9 protein-coding genes are annotated in these 14646 nt (G+C 67.2%); 3 read left to right on the top strand and 6 right to left on the bottom strand.

Going from position 1 to position 14646, the window contains the following annotated elements; translation table 11 throughout:
* The first annotated feature begins 135 nt into the window (after positions 1-135).
* Positions 136-615, top strand: coding sequence for a hypothetical protein (locus ACLQ24_RS18920; RefSeq protein ID WP_425893042.1), 480 nt, complete (start codon positions 136-138; stop codon positions 613-615).
* On the opposite strand, the gene ACLQ24_RS18915 is transcribed toward ACLQ24_RS18920, so the two are convergent.
* Entirely contained in the window at positions 605-1471 is an 867-nt protein-coding gene (locus ACLQ24_RS18915; protein WP_425893041.1) for a metallophosphoesterase family protein, read from the bottom strand. The two genes, ACLQ24_RS18920 and ACLQ24_RS18915, sit on opposite strands and share 11 nt — an antisense overlap.
* Before the next feature lie 417 nt (positions 1472-1888).
* Between ACLQ24_RS18915 and ACLQ24_RS18910 the strand changes: the two genes are divergently transcribed.
* A complete protein-coding gene (locus ACLQ24_RS18910; protein ID WP_425893040.1) occupies positions 1889-9700 on the top strand; it encodes a hypothetical protein in 7812 nt (2603 codons plus the stop codon).
* Between the two features lie 159 nt (positions 9701-9859).
* Positions 9860-10711 carry an alpha/beta fold hydrolase gene (locus ACLQ24_RS18905; protein ID WP_425893039.1) on the top strand — a complete coding sequence of 284 codons (852 nt, stop codon included), beginning with the start codon at positions 9860-9862 and terminating at the stop codon, positions 10709-10711.
* A gap of 83 nt (positions 10712-10794) precedes the next feature.
* On the opposite strand, the gene ACLQ24_RS18900 is transcribed toward ACLQ24_RS18905, so the two are convergent.
* From ACLQ24_RS18900 to ACLQ24_RS18880, 5 genes are all read right to left on the bottom strand, one after another.
* Positions 10795-11811: a methyltransferase gene (locus ACLQ24_RS18900; RefSeq protein WP_425893038.1), complete on the bottom strand. Its 1017-nt coding sequence runs from the start codon at positions 11809-11811 to the stop codon at positions 10795-10797.
* A gap of 42 nt (positions 11812-11853) precedes the next feature.
* Positions 11854-11976, bottom strand: coding sequence for a hypothetical protein (locus ACLQ24_RS18895; RefSeq protein ID WP_425893037.1), 123 nt, complete (start codon positions 11974-11976; stop codon positions 11854-11856).
* Positions 11977-12050: 74 nt separating this feature from the next.
* Positions 12051-12782 (bottom strand): ABC transporter ATP-binding protein, encoded by a 732-nt coding sequence (locus tag ACLQ24_RS18890; RefSeq protein ID WP_425893036.1) that lies wholly within the window; start codon positions 12780-12782, stop codon positions 12051-12053.
* Positions 12755-13588, bottom strand: a complete 834-nt coding sequence (locus tag ACLQ24_RS18885; RefSeq protein ID WP_425893035.1) for an ABC transporter permease — start codon at positions 13586-13588, stop codon at positions 12755-12757. Before ACLQ24_RS18885 ends, ACLQ24_RS18890 begins: the two co-directional genes overlap by 28 nt.
* Positions 13585-14565, bottom strand: a complete 981-nt coding sequence (locus ACLQ24_RS18880; protein WP_425893034.1) for an aliphatic sulfonate ABC transporter substrate-binding protein — start codon at positions 14563-14565, stop codon at positions 13585-13587. The genes ACLQ24_RS18885 and ACLQ24_RS18880 overlap by 4 nt, the downstream gene beginning before the upstream one ends.
* Positions 14566-14646: the final 81 nt, after the last annotated feature.

Genomic DNA, 14646 nt, shown 5'->3' with positions numbered 1-14646 from the left:
GGCGGAGGCGGAGGCGGAGGCGGAGGCGGAGGCGGAGGCGGAGGCGGAGGCGGAGGCGGAGGCGGAGGCGGAGGCGGGGGTGGGGGTGGGGGTGGGGGTGGGGGGGAGTACTGGGGTGACCGTTGAGGGTGGGCGGTGGGTGGGACGTTGCTTGTGCAGGCCGCGCTGGCCGTCGCCGGGTGCGGTGAGCACCGTCGCGCCGGCGAGCTGATCGACCGGGCTGCGGGCGTTGCCGCGCACCTGCGGGGGTACGACGACCCGCACAGCACCGGCTTCGGGCCGGTTGCCGTGGACATGGCGCGAGTGCTGGTGGCGGCTCAGCGGGGTGACACCGACGGCGCACTGACACGACATGTGACGGTCGTGCGGCGGGAGGTGTGGCGGCGGTTGCCGGCCGAGTATCGGGGTGCCTACCTGCTCGACGCCGCGCGGGTCTACCTGCACGCCGGTGACCTGCGCGGGGCGGCGCGGGCGCTCGTCGACGCGGACAGTGTCGCGCCGGCTGAGGTTCGGGGGCGGCCTCTGGCGCGTACTCTCATTGCCGATCTTGCTCGGGCGCAGCCGGCGCCGGCCGGCGTGGCGCGACTGGCGACGCTGGTTGGGCTTATTCGGTGACCGACGTGCGCCGGCGCACGTCGTCGGCGGGGTTGATGGTGCGGACGGGGTTCGGGGTCGGGCCGCGTCGACGCCACTCGCGGGGGTAGCCGAGCGAGACCTCTTCGAAGCGGACGCCGTCGTAGAACGTGGTGCGGGGGATGTGCAGGTGCCCGTAGACCATCGTGGACGCGCCGAAGCGCAGGTGCCAGTCGCGGGTACGGACGGTGCCGCACCACTGGGCGAACTCCGGGAACCAGAGGATGTCGGTGGGCTCGCGCACCAGCGGGTAGTGGTTGACCAGCACGGTCGGCAGGTCCGGGTCGCGCTCGGTCAGCCGGCGCTCGGTCTCGGTGACGCGGGCGTCGCACCAGGCCTCCCGGCTCGGGTACGGGTCGGGGTGCAGCAGCGCTTCGTCCGTGCAGACCACGCCCGCCGCGTACGCGATGTCCAGCGACTCCTGTTTGGTGCTCGCCTGGGGCACCCGGAACGTGTAGTCGTAGAGCACGAAGAGCGGGGCGATGGTGGCGGGGCCGCCCTCGCCGTCCCACACCGGGTACGGGTCCTCGGGCGTGACGACGCCCAGGCGTTGGCACATTGCCACCAGCTCGCGGTAGCGGGTCTCGCCGCGCAGGTGCTCAGGGTCGCCCGGCGGCGTCCACAGCTCGTGGTTGCCGGGCGCCCACACCACTGTGGCGAACCGGCTGCTCAGCAGCTCGAGCGCCCACTCGATGTCGGCGAACCGGTCGGCCACGTCACCAGCCACCAGCAGCCAGTCGCCGGGGTGCTCCGGGTGTAGCTCCTGGACGAAGGCGCGGTTCTCGGCATAGCTGATGTGCAGGTCACTGACGGCCCGCAGCCGGGGGGAAACGCTCACGGATCGAGGCTAAGCGTCCGCGGCCCGATCGGCACCCCGCTCGGTTCGTGTCCGTTCCGGACGGCAAGCCGGTGTCCCGGTGGGCGACGCAGATTCCCACGATCTGTGCCGCCTTTGTCAGAAGTTGCCGGTCAATTCACGATTGAGGATGACCAAGCGGCGGCGAACCATGACCGGCTGAGAGTCGGATATTTCCGATTAAGCCGCGATTGAAACATGATCGTAATAAGAGTTTACGACGGGTCGTTCATGCTGGCTGGCATCCTGGGCCGTCCGGCGGCTTAGGAGCGGTGAGTGCCAGATTTATCGAATTCGGGCTGTCCTGAGGACTTTTACACGTGGGTGCCCTCTGGCTCTTACCTCAGTCTGGAGCGGGACGTGCCGCCGGAGGTTTTGTCTGCCAGCTCGGTCCCCGGCGTGAACATGGTCTACTTGGCTCCGGATTCGGCCGTTGTGTCTGCGGCCGGGCGGTTCCTACAGACACAGTCGTTCGACGTGCAGGCGCGCACGGTGCTGGCAGGCTCGTCGGCATCGGCTGCCGCCCAACTGGATCTCACCCAGGCGATCACCCTGGCCGACACGCTACGGCTGCCGGTCCGCCTGAGCAAAGCTCAGGCAGACGGGAGCAATGATCGGTTCCTGCTGCCCATCGACGCCACGTTTCGTCCTGTCGCTGCCGACGCCGCTGATCACGTACTCGTCCTGCCGGAGCGCCACCTGATCGCGGACTACCCCGGCGCCGCGATCGACACCGAAGTCTTGGCTCGGATCCGCGGCGGCGCGCCGATGCTGAGTCAACTGCGGTGGAATGGTGCGCGGGTCGAGGTGGGCCTGCCACAGCAGATCATCGACGCCCGGTTCGCCGGCCTTGATCTCAGCGGGGTGCCGGCAGAGCAACTCCGACCTGTCGAGGGCGGAATCAGGGGGCTCCTCGACGAAATCATCGCCTTGATGCCCCACCAGGGCGTCCGGATCCGTGCCACCACCGACAGCGTCACCGAGGACATCGTCGCAGTGCGAGCGTCTGACGGTATCGCACTGCTCCACAAGGCCCCGACTAGGACCGTCGCTGCGACCCTGCCCCGCTACCCGATCACGCTCAGCGTCTCACCGCCGGTGAGCATCCCGGGCATCGACGGCCGAGTCGATCTGCCGCAGCCGCTGACGGAGACACTGGACCGCAGCATCGCGGGGATGCTCGGCTCCTTGCAGCTCATACCAGTCGGTTCGACCGGACAGGAGCATGTCGGGCCGCGTGCGGTCCTCAAGGCCCATCTTGAAGCGACCCGCAGCAATGTCGGACGAGCATCTGGGGCCGACCTCGAGGGCTTGCGGACCACGGTTGAGCAGCTGAGCCACGGCTTCTTCTCCTGGCGTCAAGTCCTCGCCGACAGCACCTCCGGCGTGCACCCGGAGTCGGTCCGGTCAGGCAGCCTGCCGGCGCGGCCCGAATGGCACGCTCCTCTGGCTGCCCAGGTGCGTCAGCTGCATGAGAGGTTGACGCACCTTCCCACCGACCAGCGGGACGCGAGCACGCAGCGCAGCTCCTCGCCGCTGGGGATCGTGTGGACGCGGAACATGGCTCGTCAGCAGCTCGTGCATGCCAGTGGTCGGCTCGAGGCCGCCCTGTTCGCCTTGGATGGCGGGCAGCATGCACCCTGGGTGCTGACCGATATCGACGCGGAGGTCGAGAAAGCCAGACGGATGTTGACCGACACGCTGGTGGAGATCGGCAAGGCTGTCGAGAGTCGCGACGTTCCCGTTACGGAACTCGCCTCCCCGTCGGACTCCTGGGAGCCGCGCGAGAAGTTCGCCCCACCATTGTGGCTGGTTCCGGACGGTCACTCGCGGGCGAGTCTGGGAGCTGAGGATCAGCCCGCCGACTTCACGGACGCGTTGATCACCAAGATCAAGTCCGAGATCGTCTCGGCGTTCAATCAATTTGCCATCGAGCTGAAGCCAGCTGAGCTCAGTAGCGTAGTGACGAGAGCAGCGCTGCTCACGGCTGCGGCGGACGTGATCGGTGACGAATGGACGTTCGAGGTCCAGGGCCACTCTGTCGCGGTGTCGCTCGCTCTGGGGCGTACGGAGAATGAGTGGCGGCAGGTCTCCGACGCCGTGGAGATGCGCGGCAAGCAGACGACGAGTCTCGCCGGACGGCACAGCCGCGGTCACGGGCACATGAACTTCCTCGACACGAATACCAATCTGTCCTGGTACCTGGGGCACAAGCCCGAATTGGTGAAAAAGGGCTTCACCATGAACGAGGCGTACGCCGGCCTCGCCACGATCCTCTGGAGTGAGCACGAGGAAGCCAATACGCTCAGTCTGGCCCTCTCGTCGGAACGCGCCATCAAGAATTCCTCCTACATCTCGTACCTGTTCGCGTTCGACGCGGCAGTGAACATTCGTGTCACCTCTCCCGGCAATGTTCAGAACCAGAATGTCGATCGTCAGACCGCGGTACCCGGCGGGGTCAAAATCTCCGTGTCGCGGGAGACCGCCCGACCCGTCGACGCGGCTGCGACCGACTTCTCCGAGGCGAAGCATCCGACCTACGATGCGCCGACCTACGCAGCATCCACGGTGGCCGCCGACGCTCCGATCAAGTTGCCGAGAGATTCGGCGGTTCAAACATTCTCCGGGGTTACCGAAATTCGTCAGATGGTCGAGGAGTACGTCGCGGACCTCGCCAAGCCGGGTAGCCCCGAGCACAAACGACTACTCGCGGGCCTGAAATCGAAGATGATGGTCGCCGGATCGTTCGCGGCGGCGACGAAGGGCTACGAAATCGTCTTCGGTGACATTGCGGGCCATGCCCCGTCGAGCGTCACAATCCACTTCGTCCCCGTCAACCCACGTGTGATTATCGAGAGCGACGACGCAACGTGGATGGACATCGATGATCAGACATCGATCTCGCACAACTCCGAACAAGTCGCTGCGGACGGCTTCGACATCCCGCCTGGTCTCCTGTTGCAGGCGTTCGGCATCGAGCTCCTCCCGGTAGTTGGCGCTGCGCTGCCGTCCGTCGCGAAGTTGGAGCCATACCTTTTCGCCTGGCCCACGCTGGATGCGGTGCGAATCAGGTCTGGGCCCAGCATCGATGTTTCCGATCTGTCCGGGGTGCGCTTTACCGGCGAGCGGACCGCGGTCGTTGCTTTCGATGTCAACGTGTGGCTCGAACGGTCCGACCGGCCAAACCAGCTGAAAGGCCCGAGCCAGCTGGCTCAGGCCCTCTATCAACGGGTGCTGCGGGAGGACGCCAAGCAGTGGGCCGATCTGGCGACGCTTGCGGGAGATGTGGATTCTCAGAGCCTCTCTCTCCAGGTGCGTCCCGGGCAGCAGCTTTCCGCCGTCACTCGCATCGCGGACCTGACTCTCGACTCATCCGGCCAGAGCCCAGCCGGACCGCGCCAGCAGCCATTGGTGGAAGCGGTGCTGGCGTTGATTCGTGCCCACTACCCAGGCTTGGTGGTTCACGAGGACGGTGCCGCGACTCACTACGCCGGTCGGTGGAGCAGCGTCGCCGATGCTCGGATGGCATTGGAGAACACACGCCGGGTTCGCGATCAACTCAATGAGGACAGTGCGGCCAGCCTCATTCGGCGGGCTCAGGGGGCAGCAGGCGTTGCATTCGCACTGAGTAGGAAGGGCATCAGCGGGCGTGGCGGCGACCAGGTCGTGGTCCGCATCATGGCCCGCCGAGGGCAGTTGGCTGACGATGGGTCGGTCACCTTCGAGGATCCGCAGTACGTCCGCTGGCTGCCCCTGTCGGAGGCGGACGCCAACAAGACCAGTAACCAGGACCTCATCACCACGTCGATCAAGGATCCGGGAATCTGGGCGGGCCTACAGCCGATGCTGGCGTTGGTGCACGTCAGCACCAAGGTGTTGAAGTCGTTGCAGATCCGACCGATCGTGCAAGGCAAGTACGGCAAGGCGACACAGGTCAGTAGTGGCCTTGCCACCTGGGGTATGCACGGCATCAGCGTCGACGACGAAGCCCAGTTCACCGGACCGGTGGTCTTCCTGATGCAACTGGAAGGCCCCGGAACGGCGACGCCACTCAACGATCAGCCGTGGCCAGGGTCGGTCACGCCGGCGCTTCCCGTGATCCATCGGGCACGACCCGTGACCGGCACGTACACCATGTCGATTCCGTCCGATCTGACATTGAAGGCGGTTGAGAAGGACGGGCAGTCGACCAACACCCCGTACTCCCTGGACCTGCCCAGCCTCAAGGCTGCCGGGGTGGCCTCGCTCGCCGGGCCCGATGGCAGCCCGTTGCGCTACCGCCCGACAGCGGACAAGCCGCTGCCCTCGGACACACCGCTCTTCCTGACTGCCGACACGCTTGTCAGCCAGGTAATCGTGGCGCTGACCGGGATGGTCCACGGGCCCATCCCTGTTGAGTTGCGACTGAAAGTCGAGCAACTGCTCGGCGCTGGGCTCGACGATTGGCTCCCATGGCACTCCGTAGGTGACGAAGCCGGGGGCCCTGCCGCCCTGGAGATCTACGATGGCCCGATCAGCGCACCCCGGGGAGTATCCCAGGAGCAGACCAAGGCCACCCTCGGAATGCGCCTGGTGTTCGAGGATGCTGACGGCTTCCAGTTGAACGGCCTGCCCCTGTCTTTTGGCACCTACTCCGACATGGGCGTGGCGGCAGTCAACTCCACCGGACTTCAAGTTACGAAGGGTTTCTGGGGCGGGCTGCGAATGCGGTTTCCTCTCAAGATCGATAAGAAACTGCGCGGCATTCACGTCGATGAGTACAGCTATCAACCCCAGCTTGCCCAGCGACGGGAGAAGACAGTCGCCTCCGAGGTGGAGAGCGCCGGCAGTTCCGGGCGACTGCACATGAATGTCAGTCGGATGGCGCTGGCTGCCGTCAAGGTTCATGTCGAGGTGTCGATCGAGACACGCGTCGAACGTAACCTCGCCGGCAAGGTCGCCAAGTGGGCTCTCCCACCGGCTGGGGCAGCCCAGCGGGCGTTGCGAACCGCTGCTGGTGTGTTCGGAAGCTGGGGCCAGGCGGTCGCGAACTTCTTGCTCCCCTCGGGCACGGGGGGAAATCGCATCGTGCGCGTGCCAGCCGTCGGCCAAACGGCCTTCGATGCGCTGGACGCCACCGAACTGGGGCTGATGCCGCCTCAGATGGCACTGCACTACGACAAGGGAGTCACCTACGTCCTGCCCTCGACGCTGCGGCACGGACTCGGGGGTGGGTCAGTGGCGAAGCCCCCGGTCCTGAGCGGGTTCCTCGCCCAGGTGGTGCAGTCGGTTGAGCAGCGGTACGGCTACTTTGTCGCCAAGGCCGTACGTCAGGATATTGGCAAGCTTGGAGGCCCCGCCGCTGGCGGAGCGGTGGTGAACACGTTGCTCGGCGGTGGCGTCCGCATCGAGGTGCCGGTATCCGAGTACCTGCGCGCGTGGGGACTGCCAATACTGCCCGGCACCCGCACCATCACCGTCATGCTGCAGGCATCCCCGATCGGCGGCGAATATCTGGGCGTGGTGCCGAGTCTGCACCGACTCGGAAACCGGGCCGGCAGTGACACGACGAGGCGGGAGGCGGAGACCCGCGATTCGCGTACGATTCTCGATTACATGCGTGGATGGTTCGTCACCGAACCGGATGGTGCCAACAGCATGTTGGTCAACCTTCATGGCGACCTGCGCGGCATAACCAAGCGTTCGACGACGCATGCCGAGCATCAGGAACTCAGCACTGGCCTGATCCAGGAAACCGGGCGCTCCGGCGATGGGCTGGTCCAATGGGCCAACGACAACGACATCGAACCCGAGAATCTGCGCGATGTGGGAAGTGCTGGAGGGGCGACGTTCGACGTACGCCTGCGATTGACAGCGAAGGTGACGGTCGAGACGGCACCGACCGCCGTGGCGGACGCGGCGACTTCCGGTGTGTTCCAAACCGAGGACCTGTGGTGGGTCGGCCAGGACGACGATGAAGGCCAGCCGAATCCCGACTATGTCGTCACGACTCGGGTGAAGTTCGACCCGCGACTACTGCAACAGGCGGTGTCCAATGTGGCACCGGAGATGGCCGCCCCGGCGGCCGTCGCGCCCGTAACTGCGCCGACGTTCGACCTGCCGGCCGGTCAATCCCTCGCCGACCACCGTATCGGCCTGGAAGTCGACCCGACCACACTGGCTCGGGCCAGGGAGGGCCTGATCTTCGGCATCGGCGCGATACGCGATCACGTTACTCACCTCGCCACGCCCGAGGCCGTCACGGCTCCCTTGCCCCTACCGGAGTTCGAAAGTCCATTCGCAGGCCTGATCGTCAAGGCTGCCCAGGGTGTCGCCAGCCTCTGGCAGAACTACGTCTGGTCAGCACCGCCTGGCTCGTCATGGTTCCACCCGAAGAGCGTCATCGCTGATCAGCTCTTTTCCATCATCAATCCGGCGTTCCTCGCCAACCGCCTGCCCGAACTCCTCACCACCGGCATCACCGAACGGATACTGCTCCCGCGCTACCGGTTCTACCACCACTTCGCCGACCTTGAGTTGCACGCCGACCCCATTGAGGTCAAGGAACACGGGGTTACCCATGACGTGATGGACAAATCGATGCAGGCGACCACAGTCACCGACAGTCACACCACGACGAGCTCTGCCGGTTACGCGTTCCAGCCCTGGATCAACCCAGACTTCGCGCTGCCGAACTACGAATACTACAAGGGGCCGGGGACAGCCTCTGTGGGGGTGCTGCAGGGAGCCGACATCATTAGCCGACACGATGAAAATGCCGGCACCCGGGAAAAGAAAGCCGCCAGCGGCGGTGTCAAGGCCACAGGCGGTTCGTACACCACCCTGGAGTTCAGGGTGCGCTGGCTCGCCGCGATCAAGCCCACTAATCCCCCCGGTGGCAAGCTCAATCCCTACGGGTGGCTGTCCCCGCAGTACATCGAAATTCCCGACGGTGTGATCCGGCTACCGGTGCCTACCAATCTCAAGCACGAGATCATGGCCTCCCCACGTCGCTTCCTCACGGCGGCGACGCCAACTCCAATCGTTCGTTCGACCCGGCCCGCACCGGCCGTTGTCGAAGACCTGGGCGACCATGGAGATTCCGCTGGTGCCGCGGAGACCGCCCACGTGCCGCTGTGGCCGTTGAAGCTGCCTGCCACCGTCGACACTCGTGACGGGCTTGTCCATGTCGTCCCGGCAGTTGGCAAAAAGCACCACTCTTCGTTAATCAGCAACCTGGCCACGGCCGCCGCTGCCATCCAGCAGCCGGTAATTCTGTTGGACAACCCGACTCTCCAGTCGCTACCGTCCGCGCTCGCGGACCTGAACTATCTGCTCGAACAGTACGCCCAACGTGGCCAGCTACCCATTGTGGTGACGACCATGGCCACGGTGCTCAGTCAGGTGCTCGAGCAGACGAACAAATATGGCGCGGTGGTGCTGCACCCTGCCCCGGCAGTCGGGGTCCGAATCGATAACGAATGGACCATGTCGACCCCGAAGCATGCAACCGATGCCGGCAAAGCACGTTTGTTGGCAGGGCAGAGCCTGTTTGGGCGGGCAGCGGAAACGAGCGGCTGGCGATGGGGCAACATCACCCCGGAGGTTCTGCGGACCGCTGGTAAGCAGGCTAGGAGAACCTCAGCGGTCGCTGTGGTCGACAACATGCTCGGTAACTTGATCTGGGCAGCGAACCTGACGAAGGCGCGGGAGGTCCTTCGGGAGAACCGGCAGCGATGGACTACTGAATGGCGAGCGTCCAGCCTGGCCCAGGTTGAGAAGATGCTCGAACGAGTGCCCAACCAGCCCGAGTTGAGTGTCTTCGCGCCCGTGCTCGAGTTCGACGCGAAGGGGCAGGCCGACATCGTCTTCGACTACGCCCTCGCTGAGCCGGCCGACCAACCCAGAGTGCTGATCGAGACGGTCAACGCTCTGGCAGGAGCTGGAGAACTCAACCCGACCACTCCGCTGGACAGCGGTCTCACCACGGCCGAGCTGCAATCGATGGTGACCAGAGTTGGTGGGCCCCATGTCGCGAAGACGATGCTGCAGGCTCTGAAGGACATCAATGGCGAAGAGGGGGATTTCCACGCCGCAAAGGCCTTCATCCTCGCCAACAATAACAAACTCGGCCGGCCGGAGAAAGATCAGTGGGCCGAGGCGATTGCCCTGCTCTCGGGGTACGGCGACCAGCAGAAGGCGGCCCTGGCCGCAGCCGTCTTCGAATGTTGATGGCGCTTCGGTTGCGTCATCCGCGCAGGTGGCAGAGGTTCGCGGCACCAGGAGTCGTGACCTGGGTCGGCTGTCGTGCAGCCAGACAACGGCATACCCGCTGACCCGGCGGGAAAGCGCGGAGCGTCCGAGAGCCGTAACCGGAGCAGGAGTCGAAACATGCCTTTCATCACCGTGGGGGCGGAAAACTCCGCACCCATCGACCTGTACTACGAGGACCACGGTTCCGGTAAGCCCGTGGTGCTCATCCACGGCTTCCCGTTCAACGGGGCAACATGGGAGAAGGAGACCAGCGCGCTGCTGAACGCCGGATACCGGACGATCACCTACGATCGGCGCGGTTACGGCAACTCGGCGCAGCCGGCGTACGGATACGACTACAACACGTTCGCCGCGGACCTGGACGTGCTGATGACCGAGCTGGACCTCAACGACGTGACCCTGGTGGGGCACTCGATGGGCACCGGCGAGGTCGTCCGCTACTTGGGCAACTACGGTTCCCAGCGCGTGAGCAAGGCAGTGCTGCTCAGCCCGCTGCAACCGATGCTGGCCAAGGCGGACGACAACTCCGAGGGCGTGGACCGGAACCTCTTCAAGGGCTTCCAGGACGCCATCATCAAGGACCGCTTCGCCTACCTGACGTCCTTCTGCGACGCGTTCTTCAACCCGGACCAGAACATGGGCAAGCGGGTCAGCGAAGAGGCGTACCGGGCGCACTGGCAGATCGGTGCGATGGCCTCCGGCAAGGCCACCCACGACAGCGTGGACTCCTGGCAGGAGGACTTCCGCCAGGACCTGCCGAAGATCGATGTTCCGGTGTTGATCGTTCAGGGTGACCAGGACCGGGTGCTGCCCTACCCGGTGACCGGCCAGCGGCTCGGCCCGATGATGCCCACCGGCACGTTCATCACGCTCAAGGGCGCGCCGCACGGCATCCCGTGGACGCACGCCGACGAGGTCAACAAGGCGATCATGGACTTCATGAAGCAGCCGGCCAAGGCTCGCGCCTGACCCGTTCCGGTAGCCGATCGGACGCCAGCGTCACGATGACGCCTGCGGCACCCGACCCTCGCCGGCTCGGGTGCCGTCGGCGTTCATGGCCGGCGGGCCACCACCGCGCCGTTCGCGCCGGGCGCGTCGAACGGCACGGTACGGACATCGACGAAACCGGCGTCGGTGAGCCACGCGCCGTACTCGGCGGCCGAGTAGTTCCGGCCGCCCTCGGTCTCGACAAGCATGTTCATGCCCATCAGAGCCGCCTCCGGTGGCCCGGTGCGCTCGTCGTTGAGCAGCAGCTCGCAGACGACGATGGCCCCGCCGGGCGGCAGCGCCGCGTGACAGCGGGTCAGCAGCGCCCGGTTCGTCGGCTCGTCCCAGTCGTGCAGGATCATGCTGAGCAGGATGACGTCGTGCCCGTCCGGCAACGCGGGATCGGCGAGGAAGTCCCCGGGCACCGCGTCGATCCGAGCGGTCAGACCGGCCTCCGCGATCCGCTCCCGCGCCCGCACGCAGACGTGCGGCAGGTCCAGGACTGTCGCCCGCAGTTCGGGCAGGCGGCGACAGAACTCGATCGGGAACGCGCCGGCTCCGCCGCCCACGTCGAGCAGTCTGCGGTACGCGGAGAAGTCGTACGAGTCGGCCAGCGCGCTCGCGGTGAAGCTCGACGTCGAATACATGGCGTCCCAGAACTGGGCCAGCATCTCCGGGTCGGTGGTGTCGAACATGGACTGTTGTGACTCCGGGTCCCAGGTCAACGGTCGATCGGTGCGCAGCGCCTCGCCGATGCGGTGCCACGGCAGGTAGGTGCGCAGGTCGGAGTAGCGGATCTGGGCGCCGAAATAGTAGGGGCAACCCTCGACGAGGAACTGCTCGGCCAACTCGGAGTTGCGGTAGCCGTCGCCGGCCTTCTCCAACAGGCCGAGCGAGGCACACGCGGCGAGCAGCAGGTCCGCCGGCCGGTCCGGTAGCCCGAACTCGGCTGCGGCCTGCTCGACGGTCATCGTCCGCCCACCGGCGAGCCGGGTGAACAGACCGAGGTCGACGCCGGCCGCGAGGGTCTTGAACCCCCACACACCGGCGACGAGCTGCATGAGGGGAGTCGGAGTGACCATGGCGACATGAGATCACACATCACGCGTCTCCATGATGGATGGTCACGCCCGGATCAGCGTCACCAACCCCGCGGCCACCAGCACGCCGGCCCAGAGCCGGTCGACGTTGAACCACGCCCGGCGCAGCACGCCCACCCCGAGCACCTGGTAGACCAGCATCGCCACGACCAGGGCGCCTCGCGGGGTGACGGGTAGAAGGTGGGGTCGGGTGTCCAGCGGGTCATCGCATCTCCGCTTCCTCAGCTGGTGGGAACGCCGAGTCGGTCGAGCAGGAGACGGCGCAGCGCGCCGAAGCCCGGGTCGTCCGGGGTGCGGGTGGGTGCCAGGTCGACGGGGAGGTCTGCGGCGATGCGGCCCTCGTCGAGGAGCAGGATCCGGTCGGCGAGCAGCAGCGCCTCTTCCACGTCGTGCGTGACCAGCAGGGCAGCGAAGCCGTGCTCGGCGCGCAGCCGGCGCAGCAGCACCTGCATCCGCAGCCGGGTGAGCGCGTCCAGCGCGCCGAACGGCTCGTCGAGCAGCAGCAGGTCCGGTTCGCGGACCAGCGCCCGCGCGACGGCCACCCGCTGTGCCTGCCCACCGGACAGCTCGGCCGGCCAGGCCCGGTGCCGCTCGGCCAACCCGACCTCGGTCAACGCCCGTTCGATCCGGCCGGCGGTGTCCGGTCCGGACAGGCCGAGCCCGACGTTGGCGGCCACCCGCTTCCAGGGCAGGAGCCGGTGCTCCTGGAAGACCACGGCGGCGGTGCCATGCACGACGGTCTCGCCGGTGGCCTCGCCGTCCAGGCCGGCGAGGATGCGCAGGAGGGTGCTCTTGCCCGAGCCGCTGCCGCCGAGCAGGGCCACGACCTCGCCCCGCGCGATGTTCAGGTCGACCCCGGCCAGCACGGCGGCCGGCCCGAAGGACCGGCGGATCGCGTGGGCGGTCAGCACCGGGGTCGCGCCGATCAGGTGGCTCGCAGTCCGCGTCGCCATGTCAACATCCTCCTCTCCGCAATCCGCAGGGCAAGGTCCGATATCAGCCCGAGCAGCGCGTAGACGAAGAGGCCGAGGACCACCACGTCGGTCTGGCTGAACTCCCGCGCCTCCATCATCAGAAAGCCGATGCCGGACTGGGCGTTGACCTGCTCGCCGACGACGAGACTGAGCCAGGCCGCGCCGATCGCGAGCCGCAGGCCGAGAAAGAGCGACGGCAGCGCGCCGGGCAGCACCACGTGGCGCAGCCGGGCGGCCTGCCCGAGCCCGCAGGCCCGGGCGGCCTCCACCAGCCGCTCGTCGATGTCCCGGATGCCGGCGTACGTGTTGAAGTAGACGGGGAAGAACGCACCCAGGGCCACCAGGCTGATCTTCAGCGGCTCACCGATGCCGACCCAGATGATCAGCAGGGGCACCAGGCCCAGGTGCGGCAACATGCGGGCCATCTGCACCGGAGGGTCGACCAGGTCGTCGCCGAGTCGCAACAGCCCGGCCACCGTACCCAGGATCAGCGCCAGCACGCCGCCGATGAGCAGGCCCGCGCCGGCCCGGGTGAGGGAGTCCACCAGGTGCACGGCGAGCGTCCCGTCGCGGGACAGTCGCCAGCCGGTCGCGAGGACGTCGCTCGGCGCGGGCAGCTTCTCCGGCGCCAGCAGGCCGGTCCGGGCCGCCAGCTCCCAGCCCAGGACCAGGGCGACCGGGCTGACCAGCCGCCACCACCGCCGCGACGGCCGTGGGCGGCGGGCTTCGGGGGCCGCTTCTGCCACGACCTCCGGCGGCGTGTCGAGCAGCGGTGTACGACTCACCGGAGCACCGCGCTGAAGCGGTCGTCCACCCGGCTCCTGATGTCGACCGGCCCCGGGATCAGGTCCAGCGCGACGAAACTGTCGGTGATCGCCTGGAGTTCGTCGCCGATGGCCGGGGTGACCGGGGCGAGCGGCTTGGCGCTGCGGTCCAGGGCACGGCTGGTGACGTCCTCCGGGATCTTCAGCTCCGGCGCGAGCGTGCGGGCCCGCTCCTGCGGGTTGGCGATGCCCCAGTCGGTCACCTCGCGGTACTTCGTCAGGAACGCCCGGATGTCGTCCGAGCGCTGGGCGACCGCGTCGGGCGCCGCCAGCACGTACTCGCGGTTGCTCGCCAGGCCTGTCGCGTCGGCGAGCACCCGGACGCCCGGCTGCTCGGCCAGGGCGAAGTACGGGTCCCAGATCACCCAGGCGTCGACCTGCCCGCTGTCGAAGGCGGGCCGTCCCTCCGCCGGCTTGAGGTACTTGACGTTGATGTCGCGCAGCGTCATCTTGTTGGCCTCCAACAGGCGGACCAGCAGCCAGTGCACGTTGGAGCCCTTGTTGAGGGCGACCGTCCTGCCCTTCAGGTCGGCGAAGCTGCGGTAGCCGCTGTCGGCCTTGACGAGCACGGCCTCACCCTGCGGGATCGGGGCCGAGGTGCCGATGATGGAGAACGGGATCTTCCCGGCCGCGGCGAAGACCGGTGGGGCCTCGCCCACCTGTCCGATGTCGATCGACCCGGCCTTGAGCGCCTCGGTGAGGGCCGGCCCGCTCTCGAACAGCGACCACTCGACGTCCGGGGCCGCGTCGCGCGCCTTGACCAGGCTCAGCCCTCCGAAGCGCTGGTAGCCGACGCGCAGTTTGCCGCCGTCGCCGCTGCCGGCGTCGGCAGGTCCGCCGCAGGCACTCACGCCGCCTGCGGCGAGCAGGACGAGGGCGGTGAACGCCGCCGTGCGCAGGCGGCGACGCGGGGGATGGCTGGGCGAGGGGGTACGCATGGCGGCTCCTTGGAGCGGGCAGTGTGCCGGGCCGCGTCGACCGGCATGGGATGACGTGGACGGTAGCCTACTAACCCGATA

The organism is Micromonospora sp. DT4, from assembly GCF_049841675.1.
Lineage (GTDB): Bacteria > Actinomycetota > Actinomycetes > Mycobacteriales > Micromonosporaceae > Micromonospora.
This window is presented reverse-complemented; position numbering and strand designations above follow the sequence as displayed.

What these genes read in the sequence shown, in the direction of transcription:
- ACLQ24_RS18890 (WP_425893036.1), bottom strand. Translation starts at nt 12,782, where the DNA reads ATGGCGACGCGGACTGCGAGCCACCTGATCGGCGCGACCCCGGTGCTG.
- ACLQ24_RS18880 (WP_425893034.1), bottom strand. Translation starts at nt 14,565, where the DNA reads ATGCGTACCCCCTCGCCCAGCCATCCCCCGCGTCGCCGCCTGCGCACG.
- ACLQ24_RS18905 (WP_425893039.1), top strand. Translation starts at nt 9,860, where the DNA reads ATGCCTTTCATCACCGTGGGGGCGGAAAACTCCGCACCCATCGACCTG.
- ACLQ24_RS18900 (WP_425893038.1), bottom strand. Translation starts at nt 11,811, where the DNA reads ATGGTCACTCCGACTCCCCTCATGCAGCTCGTCGCCGGTGTGTGGGGG.